22 protein-coding genes are annotated in these 22,521 nt (G+C 70.5%); 17 read left to right on the top strand and 5 right to left on the bottom strand.

All coding sequences use genetic code 11. The annotated features are described in order from the left end of the window. The first annotated feature begins 85 nt into the window (after positions 1–85). On the top strand, positions 86–853 hold the full coding sequence (locus AB0J36_RS00650; protein WP_357120985.1) for a zf-HC2 domain-containing protein: 768 nt from the start codon (positions 86–88) through the stop codon (positions 851–853). Positions 854–928: 75 nt separating this feature from the next. Continuing rightward, on the top strand, positions 929–1,693 hold the full coding sequence (locus AB0J36_RS00645; protein WP_357120988.1) for a hypothetical protein: 765 nt from the start codon (positions 929–931) through the stop codon (positions 1,691–1,693). 25 nt (positions 1,694–1,718) lie between these two features. Here the strand turns inward: AB0J36_RS00645 and AB0J36_RS00640 are convergent, their stop codons facing one another. After that, positions 1,719–2,498, bottom strand: coding sequence for a lytic transglycosylase domain-containing protein (locus tag AB0J36_RS00640; RefSeq protein ID WP_357120991.1), 780 nt, complete (start codon positions 2,496–2,498; stop codon positions 1,719–1,721). Between the two features lie 216 nt (positions 2,499–2,714). Here AB0J36_RS00640 and AB0J36_RS00635 point away from each other — a divergent pair, with 216 nt between their 5' ends. The 13 genes from AB0J36_RS00635 (at position 2,715) to AB0J36_RS00575 (ending at position 15,560) form a co-directional block, all read left to right on the top strand. Continuing rightward, a complete protein-coding gene (locus tag AB0J36_RS00635; protein WP_357120994.1) occupies positions 2,715–3,254 on the top strand; it encodes a DUF6668 family protein in 540 nt (179 codons plus the stop codon). Between the two features lie 5 nt (positions 3,255–3,259). Further along, positions 3,260–3,571 (top strand): hypothetical protein, encoded by a 312-nt coding sequence (locus AB0J36_RS00630; protein ID WP_357120997.1) that lies wholly within the window; start codon positions 3,260–3,262, stop codon positions 3,569–3,571. 81 nt (positions 3,572–3,652) lie between these two features. Then, complete coding sequence (locus tag AB0J36_RS00625) at positions 3,653–3,973, top strand: hypothetical protein (RefSeq protein WP_357121000.1); 321 nt, start codon at positions 3,653–3,655, stop codon at positions 3,971–3,973. Between the two features lie 31 nt (positions 3,974–4,004). After that, positions 4,005–4,709 carry a hypothetical protein gene (locus tag AB0J36_RS00620; RefSeq protein WP_357121003.1) on the top strand — a complete coding sequence of 235 codons (705 nt, stop codon included), beginning with the start codon at positions 4,005–4,007 and terminating at the stop codon, positions 4,707–4,709. 12 nt (positions 4,710–4,721) lie between these two features. Beyond that, positions 4,722–5,966: a hypothetical protein gene (locus AB0J36_RS00615; RefSeq protein WP_357121006.1), complete on the top strand. Its 1,245-nt coding sequence runs from the start codon at positions 4,722–4,724 to the stop codon at positions 5,964–5,966. A gap of 85 nt (positions 5,967–6,051) precedes the next feature. Then, positions 6,052–7,545, top strand: coding sequence for an SCO6880 family protein (locus AB0J36_RS00610; RefSeq protein ID WP_357121009.1), 1,494 nt, complete (start codon positions 6,052–6,054; stop codon positions 7,543–7,545). Beyond that, positions 7,542–9,269, top strand: coding sequence for an ATP/GTP-binding protein (locus tag AB0J36_RS00605; RefSeq protein ID WP_357121012.1), 1,728 nt, complete (start codon positions 7,542–7,544; stop codon positions 9,267–9,269). The genes AB0J36_RS00610 and AB0J36_RS00605 overlap by 4 nt, the downstream gene beginning before the upstream one ends. Further along, entirely contained in the window at positions 9,266–11,041 is a 1,776-nt protein-coding gene (locus tag AB0J36_RS00600) for a TraM recognition domain-containing protein (RefSeq protein ID WP_357121015.1), read from the top strand. The genes AB0J36_RS00605 and AB0J36_RS00600 overlap by 4 nt, the downstream gene beginning before the upstream one ends. A gap of 95 nt (positions 11,042–11,136) precedes the next feature. Continuing rightward, positions 11,137–12,480, top strand: coding sequence for a hypothetical protein (locus AB0J36_RS00595; protein ID WP_357121018.1), 1,344 nt, complete (start codon positions 11,137–11,139; stop codon positions 12,478–12,480). Positions 12,481–12,524: 44 nt separating this feature from the next. Further along, on the top strand, positions 12,525–12,992 hold the full coding sequence (locus tag AB0J36_RS00590) for a DUF4913 domain-containing protein (RefSeq protein ID WP_357121020.1): 468 nt from the start codon (positions 12,525–12,527) through the stop codon (positions 12,990–12,992). Between the two features lie 205 nt (positions 12,993–13,197). Beyond that, positions 13,198–14,148, top strand: a complete 951-nt coding sequence (locus AB0J36_RS00585; protein WP_363659840.1) for a hypothetical protein — start codon at positions 13,198–13,200, stop codon at positions 14,146–14,148. Positions 14,149–14,214: 66 nt separating this feature from the next. Then, positions 14,215–15,039, top strand: a complete 825-nt coding sequence (locus AB0J36_RS00580) for an AraC family transcriptional regulator (RefSeq protein WP_357172075.1) — start codon at positions 14,215–14,217, stop codon at positions 15,037–15,039. An 89-nt stretch (positions 15,040–15,128) separates the two neighbouring features. Then, complete coding sequence (locus tag AB0J36_RS00575) at positions 15,129–15,560, top strand: DUF2000 domain-containing protein (RefSeq protein WP_357121029.1); 432 nt, start codon at positions 15,129–15,131, stop codon at positions 15,558–15,560. 29 nt (positions 15,561–15,589) lie between these two features. Here AB0J36_RS00575 and AB0J36_RS00570 read toward each other — a convergent pair whose 3' ends face one another. The 3 genes from AB0J36_RS00570 to AB0J36_RS00560 form a co-directional block, all read right to left on the bottom strand. Further along, positions 15,590–16,072 (bottom strand): hypothetical protein, encoded by a 483-nt coding sequence (locus AB0J36_RS00570; protein WP_363659837.1) that lies wholly within the window; start codon positions 16,070–16,072, stop codon positions 15,590–15,592. Between the two features lie 490 nt (positions 16,073–16,562). Next, positions 16,563–17,132 carry an AAA family ATPase gene (locus AB0J36_RS00565; protein WP_357121035.1) on the bottom strand — a complete coding sequence of 190 codons (570 nt, stop codon included), beginning with the start codon at positions 17,130–17,132 and terminating at the stop codon, positions 16,563–16,565. Positions 17,133–17,295: 163 nt separating this feature from the next. Next, on the bottom strand, positions 17,296–18,162 hold the full coding sequence (locus AB0J36_RS00560) for an NAD(P)H-binding protein (protein ID WP_357121038.1): 867 nt from the start codon (positions 18,160–18,162) through the stop codon (positions 17,296–17,298). Positions 18,163–18,232: 70 nt separating this feature from the next. Here AB0J36_RS00560 and AB0J36_RS00555 point away from each other — a divergent pair, with 70 nt between their 5' ends. Then, entirely contained in the window at positions 18,233–19,126 is an 894-nt protein-coding gene (locus AB0J36_RS00555) for a LysR substrate-binding domain-containing protein (protein ID WP_363659834.1), read from the top strand. A gap of 32 nt (positions 19,127–19,158) precedes the next feature. On the opposite strand, the gene AB0J36_RS00550 is transcribed toward AB0J36_RS00555, so the two are convergent. Continuing rightward, positions 19,159–21,006: a glycoside hydrolase family 15 protein gene (locus AB0J36_RS00550; RefSeq protein WP_357172079.1), complete on the bottom strand. Its 1,848-nt coding sequence runs from the start codon at positions 21,004–21,006 to the stop codon at positions 19,159–19,161. 159 nt (positions 21,007–21,165) lie between these two features. Here AB0J36_RS00550 and AB0J36_RS00545 point away from each other — a divergent pair, with 159 nt between their 5' ends. Beyond that, a complete protein-coding gene (locus AB0J36_RS00545) occupies positions 21,166–22,401 on the top strand; it encodes a low temperature requirement protein A (RefSeq protein ID WP_363659832.1) in 1,236 nt (411 codons plus the stop codon). Positions 22,402–22,521 lie beyond the last annotated feature (120 nt).

Here is a 22,521-nt window from a genome sequence, read left to right as displayed (position 1 = left end):
TCCGAGCCTGGCCTGTCGACCAGCACGCAAGCGGTCCCGGGATGCCACCACCTGGTGCGGTGTCGACGCGTTGAGGAGAAGCGGGATGGGTCCAGGCGGTGAGCATGCCACCGACGAGCAGTCGAGGCTGGCGCTCTACCTGCTCGGCGCCCTCGACGAGGCCGACCGTGTCGCGTTCGAGGAGCATCTGGCTGGGTGTTGGCGCTGCCTGAACGAGGCGACTGAGGTCGGGGCCTCGACCAGCGGCCTGGCCGGTCTGGCGGACGTCGACTGGGAGCTGCCGGTGGCGGCGGACCCGCCGCCGAACCCCGCCGCGCGATCGGGCGGTGACCCGGCCGGGTCGGCTCGACCCACCGGCGCGCGGCCCGGCGGGGATCGGCCGGCGGGTGCCCGCCCGGATCGCGGCCCGACCAACGATCGCGGCGGCGCACGTCGTCGTCGCATCCGGATCTGGGGCGGTGCGGCCGCCGCGGTTCTGGCCCTGGCCCTGGCCGGTGGGGTCGTCGTGGTCAACGGGCGGGGCGACCCCGAGCCGACGCTGACCGCCTCGGGTGAAGCGCCCGCCTACGGCGCGAGCCTCTCCGTCCTGGTCACCGCCGACGACAGCGACCACTCCACGATCCGGATCACCGTCACGGGCCTGCGACCGGGCCTGCGCTATCGGCTCTACGCGGTGACCCGCGACGGGGTCACCCACACGGTACGGGACTGGTTGGCGTCGAACGGCCCGCAGAAGGTGACCGGCGAGACCGCGTTGCCGATCGACGAGCTGGCGTTCATCACCGTCGGGACCAGCGACGGCGTCGGCGTCGTCACCGCTCCGATCACTCGCGGCGCCGGCTCTCCCCGCTGAACGAGGTGAACCCGCGCCAGGGGTGAGCCGTAGAGCTCCGGACAACAGAACCCGAAGCTCTCCGGAGGTACCGCCATGCCCGAGGTAAACGCACCCGATCCGCGTGGCTCGCGAGCCGGTCAGCACCATGACCGGCCGCGCGACCCGATCGAGGTCGAGGTGGAAGCTCTGGCGCTCGTGACCCTCGGCAATGAGCTGCACAAGCTCTGGGCCAGGCGCGAGGCTGCTGGCCAGCCGCCGTCCGACGACGTGGTTGAGGCGATCGGGATCGTCAAGGAGCGCATGGGGCGCCTTCCATCGGAGACCCCGGCGCAGGGTGTGGCGGCGGGCGTTCCGTCCACAGTGCCGACAGCCCCGCCCGTCGGGTCGGCGGCGCACGTTCAATGGCACGACGAATTCCTCAACCTTCTCGTGCGTACCGCCCGGAAGGTGAGGCGTTGGCTGAAGGAACTGGACGCGAGATCGGACCGCTCTGACGGGCTCCCGACCGATCTGCGGAATCTGCCGGACCTGAGCAGCATCGACCCCCGCAGCGATCTCTATCGGCGTACGAGCAACCGTCTCGGTGAGCTGCTCGACCAGAGCCCGGTCCTACGGCGACTCTCGTCGAGCGGGAACCTCGACGGCGTGTCCCGGCACCTCCCGCAGCTCAGGATCGAACGTCGGGAGTACCCGATCCCATCCGCCCGGCCCGGCCCGCCGCTGGCCGACATCGCGGCCATGCCGTCGTTGCGGGCCGATCGAGCCGGCGGACCGGACCACGATTCCGGCCGGGCAGAGCCGAATAGCCCGGCACACCTGCCGCGCCAGCAACGACGGGCCACTTCAGCGGGGCTGTGAGCGCGCGTCCGGATCGCGTGGTGACTCAGGTCGGGCTGGCGGACGGGAAGGACGGCGGTGGGCCACCGAGGCCCTGGTACTGGCCGAAACGGGCCCGCACCTTTGCCAGGTAACCCTGGGCCTGGGCCGTCGCGGGGATCCCACCTGCCTCCCGCACGGCGTCCATGCCCTGGTCGTACGCGACAAGGGCCAGGTCGAGCGCGCTGCCGATCGCCTGCTTGCTGTCGATGAGGCTCTGCGCCTCGTCGGCCAGGGCGCAGAGGTACCGGCCCTGCGCCATGATCGAGTCCTTCTGGTCGAGGGCGGACGTCTTGTCGTTCTTGTCGGTGTCCTTGCCGTACCGGGTGAAGACGGCGGGTGGCAGTTGGGAGATGCCCACCTCACCGTCCGCGCCGACCTTGGCGCCATCCCAGCGCGATTCGACCTCGATCTGCGCCGCGATCACGATCGGGCCGATCGAGGTGCAGATGGCACCCGCGTCCTCGATCGTGTCGGCCAGGGACACCGGCACCTGCGTCCGGTCCAGCGTTCCCTTGCCGTCGCCCTGGAACGCGGCCAGCGACTCGTCGGCCCGGTCCCAGGCGTCGCCGCTGTCGCTGCCGCCGGGGCCGGTGAACAGGATGATCAGCACGATCAGTGGGAACAGCAGGACGCCGAGCCCGCCGATGATGAGCACCGCCCCGGCGACGACGACAACGACGACCGGGCCGCCCATCAGACAGGTCGTGGCTGTCGCGATCGCCGCGCCGACCAGGACGGCCGTGCTCTTCTGCGAGCCACCGTCCTTCGCGCTCGAACCGCTCATGTCCCTCTCCCTCGGGGTTGTCGTGCACGAAAAATGTCGAACCCGCCTTGAACCGGGGGCTGAGGTCCGCCGTAGAGGCGTCCGTCATCCGGTCCGGGGTCGCCGGTCCAACGGGACCAAGCAGCGCCTGGTTCAACGGCGGCGGCCCGAATACCAACCGGACCGATGGCATCGGACGTCGAGAGCGGTGCGGACAGGAAGAGGGTGGTGATTCGGATGGGCGTTCCATCAGCGGTCGACGCGGCACGGCGGGTGCCGCTGGGAGCGGCCGGTCACGCGGGGGCCTACGGCGACGTCGTGACCCCGCAGTGGGCCCTTTCCGAGCAGGGGATCGGGTGGATAGCGGCGCACGGCGGCGCCGGGACCACCACGCTCACCCGGATGCTCGGCGGGATCGACCTCGGCTGCCGCTGGCCGGACGCCGCGCTCGGGGAGCCGGCGAAGGTGATGCTGGTGGCACGGACCAACGCCGAGGGGATGGGTGCCGCCGGACGGGCGCTGAACGCGTTGCGCGAGGGCCGGCATCCGGCCGCCATGCGGCTGATCGGTCTGGTGTTGGTGGCGGACGCGCCCGGTCGGCTGCCCCTTCCGCTCGCGCGCCGGATCCGGGTGCTGCGGTCGATCGCCCCGGTGCACCGGGTGCCGTGGATGCCTGCCTGGCGTCTGGGGATCCCACCCAGACAGCTGCCGAAAGAGTTGTTCGGCTTGGCCGGTGTCGTCGGTGCCGATCGTGAGCTACCCGGGCGCAAGGGGTGATCCAGGTGAACGTCGCACCGCGGGGCATGCCGGTGCCGCAGCGGGAACCGATGCCCTCGCTCGCGCCGCTGCCCCAGTACGACCCGCTGGGAAGCGGCGGGCTGGAGCCCCTGCTCAACCTGCTCGCCTGGGCGGTCACGGCCACCAGCGTCGCGGGACTGATGATCGTCGGCATCCTGATGATGCTTCAGCTGAATCGAGGCACCCCGGGTGAGGAGAGCGAACACTTCCGCGGCTTCACCATCGTCATGTTCGCCTGCCTGCTCGGGGCCAGCGCGGGGCCGCTGGTGACCTGGTTCGGCGACCTTGGACTCTGAGCCGTTTTCTACCTTTTCATACGAGTTGAGTCCCACCTATGCGGTCACATCGGTGGCCTACGCCTCAAGGAGACGCACCCCATGAACCTGATGGACCTTCCCTACGTCCTCGCCGCCTCCATCTCCGTCCGCGTGCCGGAACTCCCCAGGCCGGTCGCGGGCGTCTTCGACCCCAAGCCCGGGGCGCCGGGTCAACTGAAGGATCTCGTGGACAAGTTGCTCGGTCTGATCGCCTGGGCCGGTACCGCCGCCGGTACCGCCGGGGTGCTGATCACCGGGGTCATGATGGCCATCTCGATGAAGCGCGGCGAGAGCTCGGAGCACATGTCGCGGCTCGGCATGGTGCTCGGCGGCTGCATCCTGGTCTCCGCCGCTGGTCCACTCGCGGACTTCTTCCTCTGACGTCGACCGGCTGACACGGGAGAGACGCATCATGTTCGGTAGCGGCAGACGACGCTCCGATGAGGATCCGCCGTTCTGGCGGCAACAGGGGTGGATCCTGTCGGCCGCGTTCATCGTGGGTTCCGCCCTGCTCGCCGCGGCCATCGGCCTGACGGGCCGGGACGGGGAGTCGGTAGGGCTCGCCACGGGTGGCGAGACGACCAGGCCACCGTGCGGCTCCGGGACACCGGCGGCACCGACGTCGAGCCTGCCCCCCGAGGACCTGACCTGGCAGGTTCTGGAGAGCGGGAAACGGATACCGACCTCCGCGAGCGACGGCCCAAGAGAGGTTGACGGGCAGGTTCTGCGGTGTTTCGCGCACACCCCGATGGGGGCGGTGTTGGCGGCGCACGTGGTGCCGACCCAACTCGGCGAGCGGGGTTGGCGGGCCACCGTGGAGCACCAGGTGATGGCGGGAACTGGCCGCGACGTCCTGGCGGGACGCCTCGGCTTCGCCACGCCCGGCGCGGGCGGAGGGCACGGCAGCTATGTCGGCTACCGCGTCGTGACGTATTCGCCGGAGGCCGCGCTGGTGCGGTTGCTCGTCCAGACCACGGCTGGGCAACACGTCTCGACCGACGTCGAACTGCGGTGGGATGCCGGCGACTGGAAGATCCAGCCATCCCGGGTCGGCGAGGTGCGCACGCCGTCGGAGACGGTCCTGGCGAACGCCGGTTTCACCATGTGGACGAAGTGAGGGTTGGGCGACATGGACTGCGCTCCCGGAGACGCGCTCGACAGCGGCGGCACGGGCTTCTTCGACTTTCTCGGCGACCCGATCGGGACGCTGATGCGGATCGTGGCGAACATCATCCTGGCCGCCGCGATCAAGATCTTCGGCGAGCTGAGCGAGTCGGTGCCGACCCTCGGTCCCGGCTTCAGCGAGAACAACGCCGGCGTCCCGGGCCAGATCAGTGATCAGGTCCAGTGGGTCGTCACCTACCTGGCGATCGGATCGGTGCTCTTCGCCGCGGCCAAGATGGCGCTCGACCGGCGTGGTGAAGCCGGGCGGGTCGCGATCCAGGGCTTCCTGCGGGTCATCCTGGTCGCGGGCGCCGGCACGTACGTCGCCGCCAATGCCGCGAAACTCTCCGACGACTACTCCGACCACCTCTATTCCAGCGCGGCGCTCAACCTCGTCAAGAGTGTCCCGTGTATCGGCCTGGGAACCACCATGGAGGCCTTTCTCCTGCTGTTTCTCGCCTTCCTGTTGCTCCTCTCGGCAATCGTGCACGTTCTCATGCTCTACATCCGCCTGGGCGTGGTGACCATGCTGCTCGGCACGCTGCCGATGGCGGCTGCCGCCTCCATGACGAACTGGGGCACCGGGTGGTGGCGCAAACACCTCGGCTGGCTGATCGCCTGGCTCATCTACAAGCCGGCCGTCGGTCTGATCATGTTCTCCGGCTCCGCGATGATCGCCGAAGGCAATCGGACCAGCCTCGTCCATATGCGGATCGCGGGCGTCGGCGTGCTGCTGCTGTCCGCGATCGCGATGCCCGCCCTACTGAAGATCATTGTGCCGGCCACGGCGGCCCTCGGCACCGGCGATCCGTCCGGCGCCGTCGCCTCGTCCGTCGTGGGCGGAGTCGCGTCCGGAGCGAAGAAGGTCGCCGGCTCCGCGATGTCCTACGGCGGCGAGAGCGGGCCGTCCGGCGCGCGCGGGGCAGGATCCTCCCAGGGTGGAGGCGGAGGACGAGGCCCCTCCGGTAGCCAGGGGGCCGGTGGAGCCCCCGGGTCCAACGGCGACCAGGGCCAGCGGGGTAACCAGGGCCAGCGGGGCAACCAGGGCGCTTCGGGCAGTAGCGGGAGCAGCGGGGCCAGCGCGGTCCGGGCGGCGGGCACCGTCGCCGGGGCCGCCACCGACGCGGCGGTCCGCGCCGGCCGGCACGGCAGGGCCATCGTGACGGGCGCCGTGGACGGCGCCGACGGCAACGCCGGACACAACCAGTGACGGCGCCCGAGCGTCGCAAGGGCCACCGCCGGGCGGCGTCCCCGCTGATCAAGGCAGGTAGACCGGAACGAAAGGATTCACGGTGATGTCGGTGGAAGCCGCGGTCGAACCAACGTACGGCAACTGGCGGCGACCGCGTCGGGCCGGACTCGGCCCGCTCGGGCTGGTCGGTACGGTCGGCGTCTTCGGCGGCCTGGTCGTGGTGCTGTTCGCGTCGATGATTTCGCTCGGGGCGGCGATGGTGGTCGGCGTCCCCTTCGTCGTCCTGCTGGCGCCCCTGGCGATCCGCACCCAGGACGGGCGCAATGTGTATCAGCTCATATCCCTGCGGATCGGTTGGTCACAGCGCAAGTCCCGGGGCGAGCACCTCTACGTCTCGGGCCCGCTGTCGGCGCGCCCCGGTGGTCGGTTCCGTCCGCCCGGCCTGCTCACCCGGGTGAGCGCGCTGGAGGGCCGCGACGGCTACGACCGCGCCTTCGGAGTGCTGCACCACAAGGGACGCAACCTCTACACGATCGTGCTGCGGTGTGAGCCGGACGGCGGCTCGCTGGTCGACCCGGACCAGGTCGACACCTGGGTGGCGCTCTGGGGCGAATGGCTGGCCCGGCTCGCCCACGAGCCGGCCCTGCGGGGCGCCTCGGTCATCGTCGAGACCGCCCCGGACCCGGGAACCCGGCTGGCGAACGAGATCCTGCCCCGCCTCGCCCCGGACGCGCCGGCCGCCGCTCGGGCCGTTATGGAGGAGGTGGTCGGCGACTATCCGTCAGCCTCGTCCGAGATGAACTCCTACATCACGCTCACCTACGGCGCGTCGGGTGGGCCACGACGCGACCCCGAGGACGTGGTCGCGGACCTTGCCGTCCGGGTGCCGAGTCTGCTGACCGGGCTGATCAGCGCGGGCGGCGGTGTGGCCGAGCCGTTGAGCGCCGAGCAGATCGCCGAGATGGTCCGGGTCGCCTACGACCCGGCCTGCGCCGCCGAGGTGCTCAACGTACGGGCCGAGCACGGCCACACCGGTCTGGAGTGGGAGGACGCGGGCCCGGTCGCGGCGGTGGAGTCGGTCGACGCGTACCACCACGACTCGGGTGTCTCCCGGACCTGGCTGCTGACGCTCGCGCCCCGGGGCACGGTGCGGGCCAGCGTCCTGCGCACGATGCTGGACGCCTCCGACGGAACCCGCCGCAAGCGGGTCGCCCTGCTCTACCGACCGCTCGATCCGGCGACGTCCGCCCGGATCGTCGAGTCGGACCGACGTACGGCGCAGTTCATGGCGACATCCAAGCGCGGCATGGTGCAGGCCCGCGCCAGCGCCGAGGTGCGCGCCGCCGAGCAGGCCGCCGCCGAGGAGGCGACCGGGGCGGGGCTGGTGGAGTTCTCGTTGATGCTCACCATCACCGTCGACACCCCGGACCAGCTCGACGACGCGGCGGTGGTGGTCCGCAACATGACCGGTTCCAGCCGGATCGCGATGCGCCCCGCCCACCGTATGCAGGCCGCCGCGTTCAGTTGCACGCTCCCCGTCGGGATCCTGCCCTGGGAACAGACCCTGCTGCCGCACGAACTTCAGGAGGCGATGTGACAGACATCCGAGCGCGCCCTGCCGGGACCGTTACGCGTGCGGTCGACCTCGGCGCCGGCTGGCCGGCCGGCCACTCGGGTGGGCAGACCGCTCTGACCGGAGTCACCGGCGACCTGGCCGAGGGCGCCCCGGTGACCCGGAATCAGAAGCCCAGGAAACGTCCGGCCGTGCCGGAGTCGACGCGCGGTTGGGCGGGCCGGGGTGGAGGCCGGGTCGGCTATCTCGACTCGCCGACGATGTGGCGGGCGACCACCGTGCAGGCGTGCGGCCTGTGGCCGTTCTCCGCCGGCTCGGGTGCGCCGATGTCCGGCGTACCGATCGGACAGCACCTCTTCACCGGCGCCACGGTCTGCGGCGATCCGCTCTCCTGGTTCACCCGGGCCCGCTATATCTCGAACCCCTCGCTGTTCATGCTCGGCATGCCGGGCTTGGGAAAGTCCACGCTGATCAACCGGATGGCGGTCGGGCTGGCCGCCACCGGCGTGGTTCCGCTGGTGCTCGGCGACCTCAAGCCGGACTACGCGGACACGGTCCGCGCGCTCGGTGGCCAGGTCATCCCGATCGGACGCGGGGTCGGCGGCATCAACGTGCTGGACCCGGGGGCGATGGGCATCGCCGCCGAGCGGATCGGCGGTCCGGCGGGCAAGGCGCTCGCCGCCGAGACACACGGCCGGGTGCTGAACATGGTGGCGGCGCTGCTGACCATCGTGCGGGGCCGGGCGCTGGACGACCACGAGCAGGCAGTGCTCTCTGCCTGTCTGCGTCACCTGCGGGACCGTACGCCGAGCAACCGCGCACCCCTCCTGCCCGACCTGCTGCGGGTGCTGGACGAGGGGCCGGACCGGGTCCGTGCGGTGACCCTCGATCGGGGGCAGGACACCCGCTACCGGGACGCGGTGGACCCGCTGCACCGGTCGTTGCTGGGCATCCTCGACGGGGCGCTGGGGGACACCTTCGGCTCGGAGACCTCCACCCGCATCGACCCGGACGCCCCGGCCGTGTGCATCGACATCTCCCGGATCGGTGAGGCGGACACCCAGCTCACCGCGGCGGCGATGCTCGCGGCCTGGTCCGACGGCCTGGGTACGGTGGCCGCCTCGCACGCCCTGGCCGACGTGGGGTTGGCGCCGCGCCGCTGGTTCTTCACCATCCTCGACGAGCTGTGGCGTCCGCTGCGGGCCGCCTCCGGGATCGTCGACCGGATCGATGCCCTGACCCGGCTCAACCGCTCGCTGGGCCTCGGCGACGCGAAGATCACCCATACCCTCAAGGACGCCGAGGCGCTGGGCACCGACGCGGACCGGGCGAAGGCGCGCGGCTTCGTGGAGCGGGCCGGGATCGTCGCCTGCGCCGGCCTGCCGATGGCCGAGATGCAGGAGCTGGGTCGGGTGGTGGGCATGTCCCGCCGGGAGATCGAGCTGGTCTCGTCGTGGTCGTCCCCGCCCGGCTGGGCGAGCACCGGCTCGAACGAGGAACCCCCCGGTCGCGGCCGTTTTCTGATCAAGGTCGGTGGACGTCCGGGCATCCCGATCCGGGTCACGATCACCGAGACCGAGCGGCGGCTGCACGACACGAACCTGCGCTGGGTGCAGAACGGGTACGCGCAGGAGCAGGCCGCCGAGCGCGCGGCGGCCCGGATGGTGGCCTTCGAGGCCGAAGCCGAACTGGGCAACCTGGCCATCCGTCCCGAGTTGGTGTCCGACGCCGAGGGGTGGTCGTCGTGAGCCGCTCACCCGGTGGCCGTCCGCACGGCGCCGACCTGTTCTTCTGGGCCTTCACCGTGATGGTGCTCGCCAACGCGGGGATCTTCCTGGTGGCCTGGTTCGGCGGCACCCTCGGCGCTGTCGTGACCCTGCACGGTTGGCACCCGCCACCGGTGACGCTGGACTCGTACGTCCTGCTGGTCTCCGGGCGGATCGAGGTGCTCTGGCCGGGGGTCTCACCGTTCGCCGTCTACAGCGGCATGGTGGTGTCGTTCCTGCTGCTCGCCCTGTCCGCCGCGCTGGGCGTCCGCAAGGTCCTGGAGCTGCGGGCCCGTGGCAAGGGACTGGCCGGTACGCACGAGCTGGCGTCGCTCGCCCCCGCGGGGATCGCGGCCCGCGCCCGCGAGCTGCGGCCCTCGCTGGCGGGCATGCGGGAGCTGCCGCCGGACGAGCGGGGCAACCTCCTGGGCGACCTGATGCCGAACGGGCCGGAGCTGCGCTCCTCCTATGAGGACGTGGAGCTGGACCTGATGGCGCCGCGCGCGGGTAAGTCGACCGGAATCGCCATTCCCCGGGTGCTCCGGGCCCGGGGCGCGGTGCTGCTCACCTCGAACAAGTCCGACGTGTACTCGGTGACCAGGGCCGAGCGGGAGCGGATCGGCACGGTCTGGACCTTCGACCCGCAGGGCATCGCGCACACACCCCGCGAGATGTGGTGGGACATGCTCGCCGTCTGCGTGACGATCGAGGGTGCGCGGCGGCTGGCCGGGCACTTCGTGGCCTCGGTCAACGACGACACGACCAAGAAGGACTTCTGGATAGCGGCCGCGCAGAACACGCTGACGGCGCTGTTCCTCGCCGCGGCTCGGGGCGGGGCCACCATCTCCGACCTGTTGGGCTGGCTCGCCGACCCGGCCGACCGTACGCCGATCGACCTGCTCCGCGATGCCGGGATGGGCGCGATGGCCGAGCAGTTGCAGGGAACGGTGCGCGGCGCGGTGGAGACCCGGGACGGCATCTATGAGACCGCGCGCCAGTGCGTGGCCTGCCTGCTCGACCCGGAGATCCTCGCCTGGGTGTCATACGACCCGGATCTGCCGGAGTTCCTGCCGGACCTGCACGTACTCGGTCGGGACACGCTCTACCTGCTCTCCAAGGACGGCGGCGGCTCGGCGGCCGGGGTGATCGCCGGCATCGCGGACGCCACGCTGCGGGCCGGCGTGGTCGCCGCGGAGCGGATGGGCGGGCGGTTGGACCCGCCGATGACGGCGGTGCTCGACGAGGCGGCCAACGTCTGCCGGATCTCCGACCTGCCCGACCTCTACTCGCACCTCGGCTCGCGGGGGATCAACGTGGTGACGCTGCTGCAGAGCTACCGGCAGGGGTCGCGGGTCTGGGGCGATGCGGGGATGGACGCGTTGTGGGGCGCCGCCACGATCAAGCTGCTCGGTGCGGGCCTGGACGACGCCGACTTCGTGGAGAAGGTCTCCAAGCTGGTGGGCCAGCACGACGTGAGCACGCTCAGTGTCTCGCGCAGCCGCGACGGTTCCTCGCGCTCCACCTCGTTCCGGCAGGAGAACATCCTGCCCCCGGACAGGATCCGCGCCCTGCCGAAGGGGACCGCGCTGCTGCTGGCCACCGGCATCCGCCCGGCGGTGATCCGGCTGCGCCCCTGGTACAAGGAGCCCGACGCCGCCCGCATCTCCGCCGCCGCGAAGCAGGAGGTGGCCGCGATCACCGAGCGGGCCACCCGTAAGCAGTTCCCCAGCTCGTTCGCGGCGCCGTCGGACTGACGATCCTCGGAAAAACCCCAGATCCTCATGAACCCCGGCCAGGTGTGCCGCGTAGAGCGGGTATCCGGTTCCACAGATGGTAGGAGGAAGAACAGATGTCGGATCTTTACAATGAGTGGGACTACTACAACCAGGACGGCAGCTACGCCAACGCTTACAGTGGCCGGAACTCGCCGACGGCCGCCGGGTCGAACAATTATGCCCAGTACGCTCAGTCGCCGGGGGCTGGATCGGACCCGAATCTGGCTGGCTACCGGTCGGGTGACGTCGTCTCGTACGACCGACTGAGCGTTGACACGCAGTATGTGGACAGCGGTTCGCAGTATGTGGACAGCGGTTCCCAGGGTTACGCGCAGTACGCCGCCGCGCCCACGCCCTACCGGATCGACCCCGTCCCTCGGGAGCAGTTGCTGTTCTCGCAGACGGACGGGCGAACGGTAAATGACTTCTACCCGAATATCGACTACAACTACCGGCTCATGGGAGAGGGAAACTCGCCAACTTCGCCGGTAGCTGAACGGTCGGGCCTGGATCTCGATCGGAACCACAGCGAGTACCGCGGGCTGGAAGCCGGCTTCATCGCCGCCCTCGAGGGAAGGCCGGTCAGTATCGTGTCGACTGGTGATGGCAAGGTGGGTGTGGTTCCCGCTCCGGAGCCCGGGTCTTATCAGCCTTCCCTGCAGGACGGTGGGTCGAGCCTGGGGGTGGGTGAGGCTTCGCAGCCCGGGTCTTATCAGCCTTCCCTGCAGAACGCCGACTCCGATGCGAGCATCAGAGGGTTGGCTCCCTCCGATCAGTATCAGATTTCGGAAACCCCAGACCGCCGCAGTCACGATCAATCAAGTGTGGTGCGGATCGATGCGGCCGGCCGAAGGCATTGGGCGACCTGGGAACAGGCCGCCCTGCTCGGGGCCGCCGTGGGATTGACGGGGGAGGCTCTGGCGAGGGCATTGGTCGCCCCTGCGGGCGTTGTCGCCGCTGTTGCCGCGACAAGCGCTCCGGATGTGGTGCACGGGCTGTGGAACGCCAAAGCTGAATTCGTGAAGTACCAGAACGGTCAGAAGCCAAACTGGGACAGGGCGTTGAGTGGTCTTTCGAAGGCCATCGCGTATGGGGCGACCGCTGGCATCCCTGCTCAGATGTACCGCGCCTACCAGCCAGGTGCGGGGGACTCGAACCAGGTTGTGTTCAATCGGGCCGAGATGCGATTGGCGGCTATTCCCGCCAGTATCGCCGCCGGGGGTGCCTTCGCGGCCCTCGTGTTCGACAAGCGGGCGCGGGCGCAGCAGGAGAAGGAAACGGGGGTCAATCAGCATCACGGCTTCGCCGGCCTGGAGTCGCAGAGCGCGGAGGGCCGGGATCGAGGGCGGGAAGACAACCCGGGCCTCCACCGCCGCAAGGGTAAGGAGAAGGTGAAGGCCGCGGCTCAAGGTTCGTGATGGTCGGGCTCAGCGTTGTCGCAGAGGAATTGTGAGGACTATCCGTGACAGGCGAAACTCGGCAGTCCGAGTCGCTCCGAGATGACGTTCCCGACGCACAGTCGCCGCGGGAAGCGCCTGCGTCCGAGAAGAAGAGCGAGCCGTTCTTCATTCTCTACCTCAACGGCCCAACCTACCTGGAGGAGATGCGACGGCTGTCGCTGTGGGTGGAGAAGCTCCTGATCCCGGTGTACGGCGAGGAGGTGACATCCGGGGCGCCGTGGTGCCCGCGCTGGCACGAGCACACCGAGGCCGTCGCCTACTTTCACGGGCTGTGGCTGGCCTGGCAGGACAAGACCGGCCCAAAGGCCAGTCTCACCGGCCCCTCCGAGTGGCACCGGGACCACCTCGGCCCCACCATGACCGCGCTCCGCAACCCTTCGGGTCCCTTCGCGGGTTGCAAACCCGGGGCACACCGCGCGAAGGAGCGCCCATCCGTCGAACCGGCCGGCCCCGAGAACTTCGGACCCTGACGCCGCACCCCGTACCGGCCCGCCGAGATCGAACGGCGGGCCGGCCCGGCGTGGCGGACGTGCAACGACGGCTGGGCGGATGGGCCTGGACTTCATCCGGCACTCCCACCGAGGCGTCGGCGGCGGGTGAGGTTCAACAGGTGTGGATGATCCGATCAACACCGGGCCGCGTCCCGCTCCGGCGCGCCCTGACTAGCATGCCCTCGTGATCGAAGAATTGATCAGGAGCGCTGCCGCCGAGGACGACGACGCCATCGAGAAGCTGTGCGTGATCGCCGACGCCGACCCGCAGAGCCTGACCCCGTACCTGGGCGCCCTGCTCGATGCCGACGTGCTGTGGCCCGCGAGGGTGTACCGGGCGGCGGACGACGACGTGGTACGCCGGATCATCGAGCGGATCGACGGCGGGCGCACGCCGGACCGGCTCAACCATCTGCTCGTCATCCTCGCGCACACCGCGCACCCGCTCGCCGAGAGCGCCATGCGTCGCTGGTCGACGCGACCGCCGGCCGGCGCGGACGAGCTGCACGTCAGCGTCCTGAGCTACGCGCTCGAGGGCGGCTGGACGGTCGACGTGGACGGCGGCCGCCGGGATCTCTGCGGGACCACCGCGTACCAGTGGGTCATGCGCGATGCACCGCGACGTGCGGACGGTCCCACCTGCCCGTGGTGTGCGTCGCCACGGTGGATCGCCGCGGACCTCGACACGGCGGAGCCCGCTGTCCGGGACGCGATGGCGCACACCGGCTGGTCCGGCCGGCTGGTGATCGAGACCTGCCAGTTCTGCGCCTGCTACGCCACCCTGTACAGCCAGGTCACCCCGGCCGGCGACAGCACCTGGTGGACCGGCAACACCCGCCCGAGCTACCTCGGTGATGCTCAACCGGAGGACCCGCCGGCGCTGGCGCCGGTTCTGGGCCCGGCGCGGTCGACCCCCTACCAGGCGAGCGCGTGGGACCAGGGCGGCTCGACGCTGGGCGGGCGGCCCGACTGGATCCAGGACGCCGAGCACGCGGACTGCCCCGGGTGCGGTCAACCGATGGACTACCTGGGCCTGGTCGGCGGCGCGGACCTGGACGAGTACGGCGAGGGCGCCTACTACCTGCACCTGCACCAGCCCTGTGGGTTCGCCGCGGTGAACTACCAACAGAGCTGATCGCCGTACCGGCGGAATGAGACGTTCAAGGTGGAGATTCCCGGCCGGGGCGGGAAGGATGCTCTCGTGTCACCGGACGTGCAACCCGCCACGGAGGTGCAGGCGTGGCGGCCGAAACTGTCGGGCGTCACCGAGGTGCTACACGCCCATTTCACCGATCATGCCTATCCGATGCACGCTCACGACACCTGGACGCTCCTCATCGTCGACGAGGGCGCGGTGCGCTACGACCTGCACCGGCACGAGCGCTACGCCTTCGGTGAGCTGGTAACCCTCCTGCCTCCGCACGTTCCGCACAACGGTCGCTCGGCCAGTCCGGAGGGTTTTCGGAAACGGGTGATCTACCTTGACGCGAGCAGCCACCTGTCGGCCGACCTCGCCGGTCGATCGGTCGGCATCTCCAGCTTCCCCGATCCCTGGCTGCGCGACGCCATCTCGGCATTGCACGGCGCTCTTCTGCAACCCGGGGACGAATTGCGGGCCGAGACGCTGCTGACTCTGCTCACCGACAGTGTGCGCGCCCGCCTGGGGGAGCGGATCGTCATGCCGGACGCCGATCCCAGGGCGGCCTACCTGCTTCGCGACCTGATCGAGCAGCACATTGCCGACGGGGTCTCGCTGTACGAGGCCGGTCGGCTGCTGCACTTCGACCCCTCGTACCTGGTTCGGGCGTTCAGCCGCGAGTTCGGCATGTCGCCGCACCGCTACCTGACCTCCCGGCGGGTCGACGAGGCGCGACGCCTGATTCTGGACGGGCACCCCCTGGACCGGGTCGCCACGAGCAGCGGCTTCTACGATCAGCCGCATCTGGCCCGCCACTTCAAGCGGATCCTCGGCGTCAGCCCGGGGGTCTTCGCTCGCACGGCTGGGCTCGCCGCGGCGTCGACGTAGCTGCCGGGAAGTGCCGTCCTTGCCCGTGCCGAGGAGTCACGTCAACTTCGTACAAGACCCCTGAGATGCCCAGGCCACATGATCGAGCCATGCAGCCTGAACCAGCGCCCGTGCGCTTCGACACCAAGATTGCCGTGCTACTCCGCGACGACGTGCTTCCCTGGCAGCGCCTGAACATCACGGCGTTCCTGGTCAGTGGAGTGGGCACGGTGGTGCCCGAGGTGATCGGCGAGCCGTACGAGGACGCGGACGGCGCGCAGTACCTGCCCATGTTCCGCCAGCCCGTCCTGGTCTTCCAGGGCGACCGGGATGTGTTGCGGTTGGCGCACCAGCGGGCCCTGAGCCGCGACCTGCCCATGTCGGTGTTCACGGCCGAGTTGTTCGGCACGGCCCACGACCGGGACAACCGGTCCGCCGTGCGGGCGGTACCCACCGAGAAGCTCGACCTCGTCGGGCTGGCGGTCTACGGTCCGCGCAACGCGGTGGACAGGGTGTTGAAAGGCGCCGACATGCACCCCTGACCGGTGGTCGCCGGTGAAGGGGTCAGGCACTAGATCATGCGACGCCGTACCCGCCACACCACCACACCGATCAGGACCCCCGCGACCGCGACGAACAGCGCGGCCTCGATGAGCTGGAACGTCCAGAACCGGTCCGCCGGGTGGTAGACCCCGAACTGCTGGATGCCCCGCGCGTGCAGGAACTGGTTGAGGTTGGTGCCGGCCTGGTTGGCGGCGTCCTCCAGCTCGTGGTACTCGGTCGAGCTCAGCCTGCGCCCGGTGGCGTCCGCGTAGCCGCGCTCGACCACCCAGTCGGCGAACCCGGGCGCGGCCCGTTGCCCCGCCTTCGAACCGCCGACGGGGACCTGCGTCATGGTGGTGAGCGGGGTGGCGTACGCGGGACGGGCCAACAGCGCCACCGTCATCCGGGCGGCGAGGAACGCCCCGAGCGCGACGCCGAACGCGGGCAGGCTGCGGCGCAGGATCGCCCCGGCGGCGGTGGCGACGCCGAACGCGAACAGCGCGTACGCCACCGGAACAAGCCCTTCCAGGTCGAAGGCGTCGTACTGGAACCGCCCTTCCCACGCGTCGAACGGCTGACGGAACCAGGTGAGCAGCCGTGAACATCCCGGTGAGCGTGACGGTGACGCCGGCCAGCGCCACGAGTTTGGCCGCCAGCCAGCGCATCCGCGGCACGGCCTGCGTCCAGGCGAGCTGCCAGGTGCCGTCCTCCAGCTCACGCGCGAGCAGCGGCGCGCCGAGGAACGCGCCGATGACGACGGGGACCAGGTAGAAGGCCGCCAGGAGGTTCTCGACGTAGCCGTACCCCTCGTCGAGCCGGCGGAAGGACGCCGCGCAGGCCTCGTTGACACCGGCGTCTCTCGCACACCGGGCGGGACCGCCGGGGAACAGGTCGTGGGCCTGCGTTCCGAGCACGAGCAGGGCGATGCCGAACAGACCGACGAGCAGACCCAGGACGCAGACCTCGGACCGGACCGGTGCCGGTCCGATGGAAGTACGGCCTCAGTTCCAGGATCTTCCAGCCCGGGTCCACGCCTCCTGGTCCACCGGCCGAGGACCCTGTTGCAGCCACGTGATGATGCGCTGGGCGTGTTCCTCGGGGGTCTCGGCGGATGACTCCAGGCGGAGGGCCTCGTCGAAGTACGGGAACGCATCGGCCCGCTCGCGAACGAGCGCTTCGTCGAGATCCGTGGCCTGATGACGGTCCCGGAATCGGCTCACGGCCTCGTCGGGCGTCACGAAGAACTCGACGACCCAGAGCGATGCGGAGGAGCCGGCCAACGTTTTGCGGAGACTGGCACGCTGGTCACGCCGAGCATAGGTGCACTCGAGGACGACCGTCTCTCCCTGATCCACGAACATGCGGGCGAGGAGATGCGCGGCGTCGTAGGCGCGCAGGCGATCGTCACGATTTCGATCGGATCCCGGAAACAGGAGGTCGAAGAGGGTGTCGACCTGCAGGTGGATCCGACCGCGACCCGGCCAGGACCGCCCGGCGGCCAGGACCGCCCCGGCCGTGGTCTTGCCCGAGCACGGAGGGCCCGAGAGCAGGACGATCCCGTTGCTGGTCATTCCGCTCGCGTTTCATGATCGTGGAGGACGCGTCCCCAGTTCCGAACGGACACGGTCTCGAAGCGCCCGAAAGTGTATCCACCCGGATCTGCCGCAGTTTGGTCGCCAGCCCTCGTCCAACGATCAATCATCGTGAGCAAGGGAACCGGGCCGCCGGTGCCGGTCAGCCGACGGCCGGGGCGAGCACCGATTCGCACCAGTGGCGGAACGTCGTGCCGACGCCTTCCTCGCGGGCGGGTGGGTAGACACCCGCCGTCTGCGCCTCGGCCATCTCGATCATGGCGTCGACGACGGCCGGGCTCGCTCCGGACGACGCGTACCGGGCGCGATAGTCGGCGAGGGTGGCCTGCTGGTAGGTGACCGGCCGGCCGAGGGTCTCGGAGATGATCTGCGCCATCTCGCGCGGGGTGTGGTCAACGGGTTCGCGCACGGGTACGTCCTGGTGGCCCGTCCAGGTGGTGTCGGCGAGCAGGCCGGTGGCCGTGCGGGCGATGTCGGCGGTGGCTACCGCCGCGAGCGGCGCGTCGGGGTCGGCGGTGAGCACGAACATCCCCTGGCCGCTGATCAGGTCGACCTGGTGCAGCAGGTTCTCCATGAAGAACGCCGCCTGTAGCGAACGGTAGGCGGCGCCGCTGGACTCCAGCGTGTCGTCCATCGCCCAGGCCGCCGAGAGCAGTCCGGCCGGGCCGTCGAATCCGCGGCCGAGCGAGGAGACGGCCACGACGCGGGGTACGGCGTGCGCACGTACCGCCTCCGCGATGGGGCGCGCGAAGCCGAGGTAGTGCTCGGTGACGTCCGGGGCGCCGAAGTTCGGTGGTACGAGCACGAAGAGCGCCGTGGCGTCGGTCAGCGCGGTCGTGAGCACGGCGGGGTCGGCGTGGGAGCCGACGATCACGTCGGCGTGCTCGCGAAGGGGCTCGGGCAGGCGGGAGGGGTCGCGGGCGATCAGGCGCAGCGGTGCGCCGGCGGCGCGCAGGGACTCGGCGACAGCGGCGCCGATCGTGCCCGTGGGAGTCGTGATGACGATCATGGCTCCCATCGTCGCGCGGGTGCTCGCGGGCGAGAAGGACCAGTTCGGGCGGCATTATTATCCTCAGGGTATGAATCCCGTGGAGTCCCGGCCGCTGCGTTACTTCGTGGCCGTCGCCGAGGAGCTCAACTTCAGCCGGGCCGCCGAGCGGCTCGGCATCGCCGCGCCGGCCCTGTCGCGCGCGATCTCCGGGCTCGAGGCGGACCTCGGCGTCCGTCTGCTCGACCGCACCACCCGAAGCGTCGCGCTCACCGACGTGGGCGCGGTGCTTCTCGCCGACGCGCGGGCAGCGCTCGTCGCGCTCGACGCCGCCACCCGACGCTCCCGGCGAGCCGCGGGTGTGCCCGGCGGCAAGCTGGTGGTCGCGGTGAAGGCCGACGTCGAGGGCGGCCTGCTCGAGGACGTGCTCGCGGCGTACCAGGCGGAGCACGCCGCCGTGCCGATCGAGGTCATGTTCACCGGCTGGCGCGAGCAGCCGGCCCTGCTGCGTGCGGGCGAGGCCGACGTGGCGATCGTCATCGAGCCGTTCGATGCCGATGGTCTGGACGTCGAGCCGCTGCTGTGTGAGCCGCAGGTGCTGGCGCTACCGGCCGGGCATCCGCTCGCCGGACGGCCCCGGCTGCGGATGGCCGACATCGAGACCGGGCATCAACGGACTGTTTCCGGCGCCCACGTCTACGTACGACGCGGCGAGCAACCGCCACCGTTCGGGGACATGGTGCAGATGCTGCGTCAGATCGAACTCGGGCGGATGCTCGCCCTGCTCCCGGTCTCGCTCGCCGAGCGCAACGCCAGGCCGCAGCTCACCTGGCGGCCCGTCGACGACGCGCCGGAGGCCGCCTTCTCGGTGGCGTGGTCGCAGAACTCGCACTCGCTCGCGGTCGCCGCGTTCGTCCGGGTGGCCACCGCGATCTCGGCCAGCCGCCGGACCAGCCGGCTGCCGGACGCCGCGGAGACCGCCTGAGCACCCGTCCGGTCAACCACCGTGACGCGGCGCTAGCGGCGGCGACGGGCGTCGGCCTCGGCGTCGAGCAGGCTGTTGAGGGTCAGCGCCGTGTTGATCAGCGACAGGTGGCTGAAGGCCTGTGGGTAGTTGCCGATCTGCTCACCGGTCGCGGCGATCTCCTCGGCGTAGAGGCCGAGGTGGTTGCTGAAGGTGAACATCTTCTCGAACGTGAGTCGGGCGTCGTCGAGGCGGCCGGACCGGGCCAGCGCCTCGACGTACCAGAAGGTGCACATGTTGAAGGTGCCCTCGTGGCCGGGCAGTCCGTCGGGGGAGTGGACCGGGTCGTACCGGTGGACGAGGCTGTCGGAGACGAGTTCGCGTTCGATCGCGTCCAGGGTGGACAGCCACAGCGGGTCGCTCGGCGTGACGAACCCGACCGCCGGCATGGCCAGCAGCGCGGCATCGAGCACGTTCTCGTCGTACGCCTGCACGAAACTGCCGCGTTCCGGGTGGTACCCGCGGGCCATGACCTGGTTGTAGATGCGGTTGCGCTGTTCGGTCCAGCAGGTCAGGTCGCCGGGGCGGCCGGTGCGGTTGGCCAGGCGGATGGCCCGGTCCAGCGCCACCCAGGACATCACCCGCCCGAACGTGTAGTTACGGGGGTGGTGCCGGCTCTCCCAGATGCCGGCGTCGCGCTGGTCCCAGTTGTGACAGAGCCAGTCGACGAGCCGGACGGTGCTCTTCCACACCTGGTGTGAGACGCGGATGCCCTGCTCGTCGGCGAGGTGCATGGCGTAGAGCGCCTCGCCGTGGATGTCGAGCTGGAGTTGGTCGGCGGCGCCGTTGCCGATGCGCACCGGCCGGGAGCCGCGGTAGCCCTCCAGGTGGTCGAGCACCTCCTCGTGCAGGTCGGAGGAGCCGTCCACCCGGTACATGATCTTCAGTGGGTCCTGGTGCTCGCTGGCCGTGCGGATGCGCTCGTCCAGCCAGTCCATGTAGCGGCTGACCTCCTCGGTGAAGCCGAGGCCGAGCAGCGCGTGCACCGAGAACGACGTGTCGCGTACCCAGGTGTAGCGGTAGTCCCAGTTGCGGCTGCCGCCGACCAGCTCGGGCAGCGCGGCGGTGGGCGCGGCGATCATCGCGCCGGTCGGCGCGTACGTCATGAGTTTCAGCGTGATGGCGGAGCGCTCGACCATCTCCCGCCAGCGGCCGGTGTAGCTGGAGCGTTCCAGCCAGCGACGCCAGTAGTCCCGGGTCCATTCGAACATGCCCTGGATCTCCTCCGGCGGAAAGATCCGTGGTTCGGTGCCGCCCGTCTCCAGGACCACGCCGCCGGTGTCGCCCTCGTTCAGGGTGCCGTACGCGACGAGGTCGCCGCCCTCGAGGTGGACGTCGCCGTGTTCGGAGATCAGCCGCCGTACCGGGTCGACCGGGTTGAACGTCAGCGTCGCCGACCGGCTGCGAAAGACGTAGCCGTTGTGGTGGCGCTCGATCTGGTGCTCCTGGCGGGCGTAGTCGAACCGTGGCCGGCACTCCACCCGGAAGCGCATGCTGCCGCGGACCATGGTGACGATCCGGACCAGGCGGTGCGCGTCGGTGACCCGCTCGCCGGTGACCGGCATGAAGTCCATCACCTCGGCCACCCCGTCGGCGCTGATGAAGCGGGTGATCAGGATGGGGGTGCCGGGCAGGTAGAGCTGCTTGGTGACGTACCGGACGTCGTCCGGCGCGATCCGGAAGTAGCCGCCCTTGTCCTTGTCGAGCAGTGCGGCGAAGATGCTCGGCGAGTCGAAGCGCGGCGCGCAGAACCAGTCGACGGTGCCGTCGCAGGTGACCAGCGCGGCGGTCTGCAGGTCACCAATGAGTCCGTGATCTTCGATCGCCGGATAGCTGTCCACGTCTCTCCCCGGTTCGGCCGCGTCCTGCGCATCGAACCTAAGGGGGTATGTGCCGAGTTACGCGGAAATGACGGTCAACCACCCTGTCGCGTACCCCCGACGGCACATCCCTCTCGGCGGGCCGCTCGTTGGTGCGACGAGGGCGGACGGAGGGGGACGATGTCGGGGAAACGGGGTGCGGACCTCCTGCGTCCTCCGGACAGCGCTGGCCGCGCCACGTTCCTGGAGCTCTTCTTCGACCTCGCCTTCGTGGTGGCGCTCACGCGGGTCTCGCAGCGCTTCGTCGAGCTGGACGGCGACGCGGGGTGGGAGCTCGTCAACGGGCTCGGTCGTACCCTGCTGCTGTTCCTGGCGCTCTGGCTGGTCTGGTCGCACACCACCTGGATCACCAGCCGCTACGAGCCGGAGATCGCGATCATCCAGGCCGTCGTGGTCGGCACCATGTTCGCCGGCCTGGTCATGGCGGTCACGCTGCCCCGGGCGATGGAGGAGCGGGCGTTCCCGTTCGCGGTCGCGTACCTGCTGGTGATGGTGGTCCGGCCGCTGGTGATCGCGGCCGCCCTGCGGGGCCATCCGCGGCGGCTGGTCGCGTTCCGGCTCGCCGCGTGGGCTGCGTTGAGCGCGCCGATCTGGCTGGTCGGCGCGCTCGGCCCGGAGCGACTGCGCCTGCCGCTGTGGGCCATCGCCGTCGGCGTCGACTACCTCGCCTGGTTCCTGGGGTGGCCGCTGCCGCGCCTGGGCTCCGCGGCGGTGGCGCACTGGCGGATCGCCGGTACGCATCTCGCCGACCGTTACCAGCAGATGTTCCTCATCGCGCTCGGCGAGTCGATCCTGGTGATCGGCGTGGTGTTCAGCGGCCAGGACTACTCCGCGGGGCGAGCGGCCGCCTTCACGGTCGCGTTCGTCACCAGCGCGCTGATCTGGCGGATCTACTTCCACCGCGCCGGGCTGCTGCTGACCGAGGCGCTGGGTGGGGCGGGCCAGCCCGCTCGCCTCGGTACGGCGTCGGAGCGGACGCACCTGCTCATCGTGCTCAGCGTGCTCCTCACCTCGGTCAGCTACGAACTGGTGATCGACGACCCGTTCGGCGCGCCCCGGCCGATGTGGCTGCTGTTCGTGGTGGGCGGGCCGGCGCTCTTCCTCGTCGCGCGGTTGCGGTTGGAGTACGAGGTGTTCGCCCGGGTCTCCCGATCACGGCTGATCGGACTGGTGATCCTGCTGCTGGGCACGCCGCTGTTGATCCGGTGGCCGCCGATGGTCGGCCTGTGTTCGGTGGCCGGGGTGCTGGCCCTGGTCGCGGTCCTCGACGCACTCGGCAGCCGGCGGTCCGCGCCGCAGGTGACCACCCGGTCGGGCGGACGGGAGACGCCCGGCGGCCGCGACTTCGAGGCGTGACGGTAAGCCTCGACCGTGCCGCGACGACGGCGCGAGGGCGGGCGCCGCGGAGGCGGGGGGGGGGGGGGGGCGCCCCCCCCCGGGGGGGGGGGGCGGGGGGGGAGGCCGCGGGGGGCACCG

Source organism: Micromonospora sp. NPDC049662 (assembly GCF_040675055.1).
Classification (GTDB): domain Bacteria; phylum Actinomycetota; class Actinomycetes; order Mycobacteriales; family Micromonosporaceae; genus Micromonospora.
This window is presented reverse-complemented; position numbering and strand designations above follow the sequence as displayed.

Bases quoted from the DNA above. Each gene is read 5' to 3' on its own strand.
- AB0J36_RS00650 (WP_357120985.1), top strand. From the start codon at position 86: ATGGGTCCAGGCGGTGAGCATGCCACCGACGAGCAGTCGAGGCTGGCG.
- AB0J36_RS00645 (WP_357120988.1), top strand. From the start codon at position 929: ATGCCCGAGGTAAACGCACCCGATCCGCGTGGCTCGCGAGCCGGTCAG.
- AB0J36_RS00640 (WP_357120991.1), bottom strand. From the start codon at position 2,498: ATGAGCGGTTCGAGCGCGAAGGACGGTGGCTCGCAGAAGAGCACGGCC.
- AB0J36_RS00635 (WP_357120994.1), top strand. From the start codon at position 2,715: ATGGGCGTTCCATCAGCGGTCGACGCGGCACGGCGGGTGCCGCTGGGA.
- AB0J36_RS00625 (WP_357121000.1), top strand. From the start codon at position 3,653: ATGAACCTGATGGACCTTCCCTACGTCCTCGCCGCCTCCATCTCCGTC.
- AB0J36_RS00620 (WP_357121003.1), top strand. From the start codon at position 4,005: ATGTTCGGTAGCGGCAGACGACGCTCCGATGAGGATCCGCCGTTCTGG.
- AB0J36_RS00615 (WP_357121006.1), top strand. From the start codon at position 4,722: ATGGACTGCGCTCCCGGAGACGCGCTCGACAGCGGCGGCACGGGCTTC.
- AB0J36_RS00610 (WP_357121009.1), top strand. From the start codon at position 6,052: ATGTCGGTGGAAGCCGCGGTCGAACCAACGTACGGCAACTGGCGGCGA.
- AB0J36_RS00595 (WP_357121018.1), top strand. From the start codon at position 11,137: ATGTCGGATCTTTACAATGAGTGGGACTACTACAACCAGGACGGCAGC.
- AB0J36_RS00575 (WP_357121029.1), top strand. From the start codon at position 15,129: ATGCAGCCTGAACCAGCGCCCGTGCGCTTCGACACCAAGATTGCCGTG.
- AB0J36_RS00565 (WP_357121035.1), bottom strand. From the start codon at position 17,132: ATGACCAGCAACGGGATCGTCCTGCTCTCGGGCCCTCCGTGCTCGGGC.
- AB0J36_RS00560 (WP_357121038.1), bottom strand. From the start codon at position 18,162: ATGATCGTCATCACGACTCCCACGGGCACGATCGGCGCCGCTGTCGCC.
- AB0J36_RS00555 (WP_363659834.1), top strand. From the start codon at position 18,233: ATGAATCCCGTGGAGTCCCGGCCGCTGCGTTACTTCGTGGCCGTCGCC.
- AB0J36_RS00545 (WP_363659832.1), top strand. From the start codon at position 21,166: ATGTCGGGGAAACGGGGTGCGGACCTCCTGCGTCCTCCGGACAGCGCT.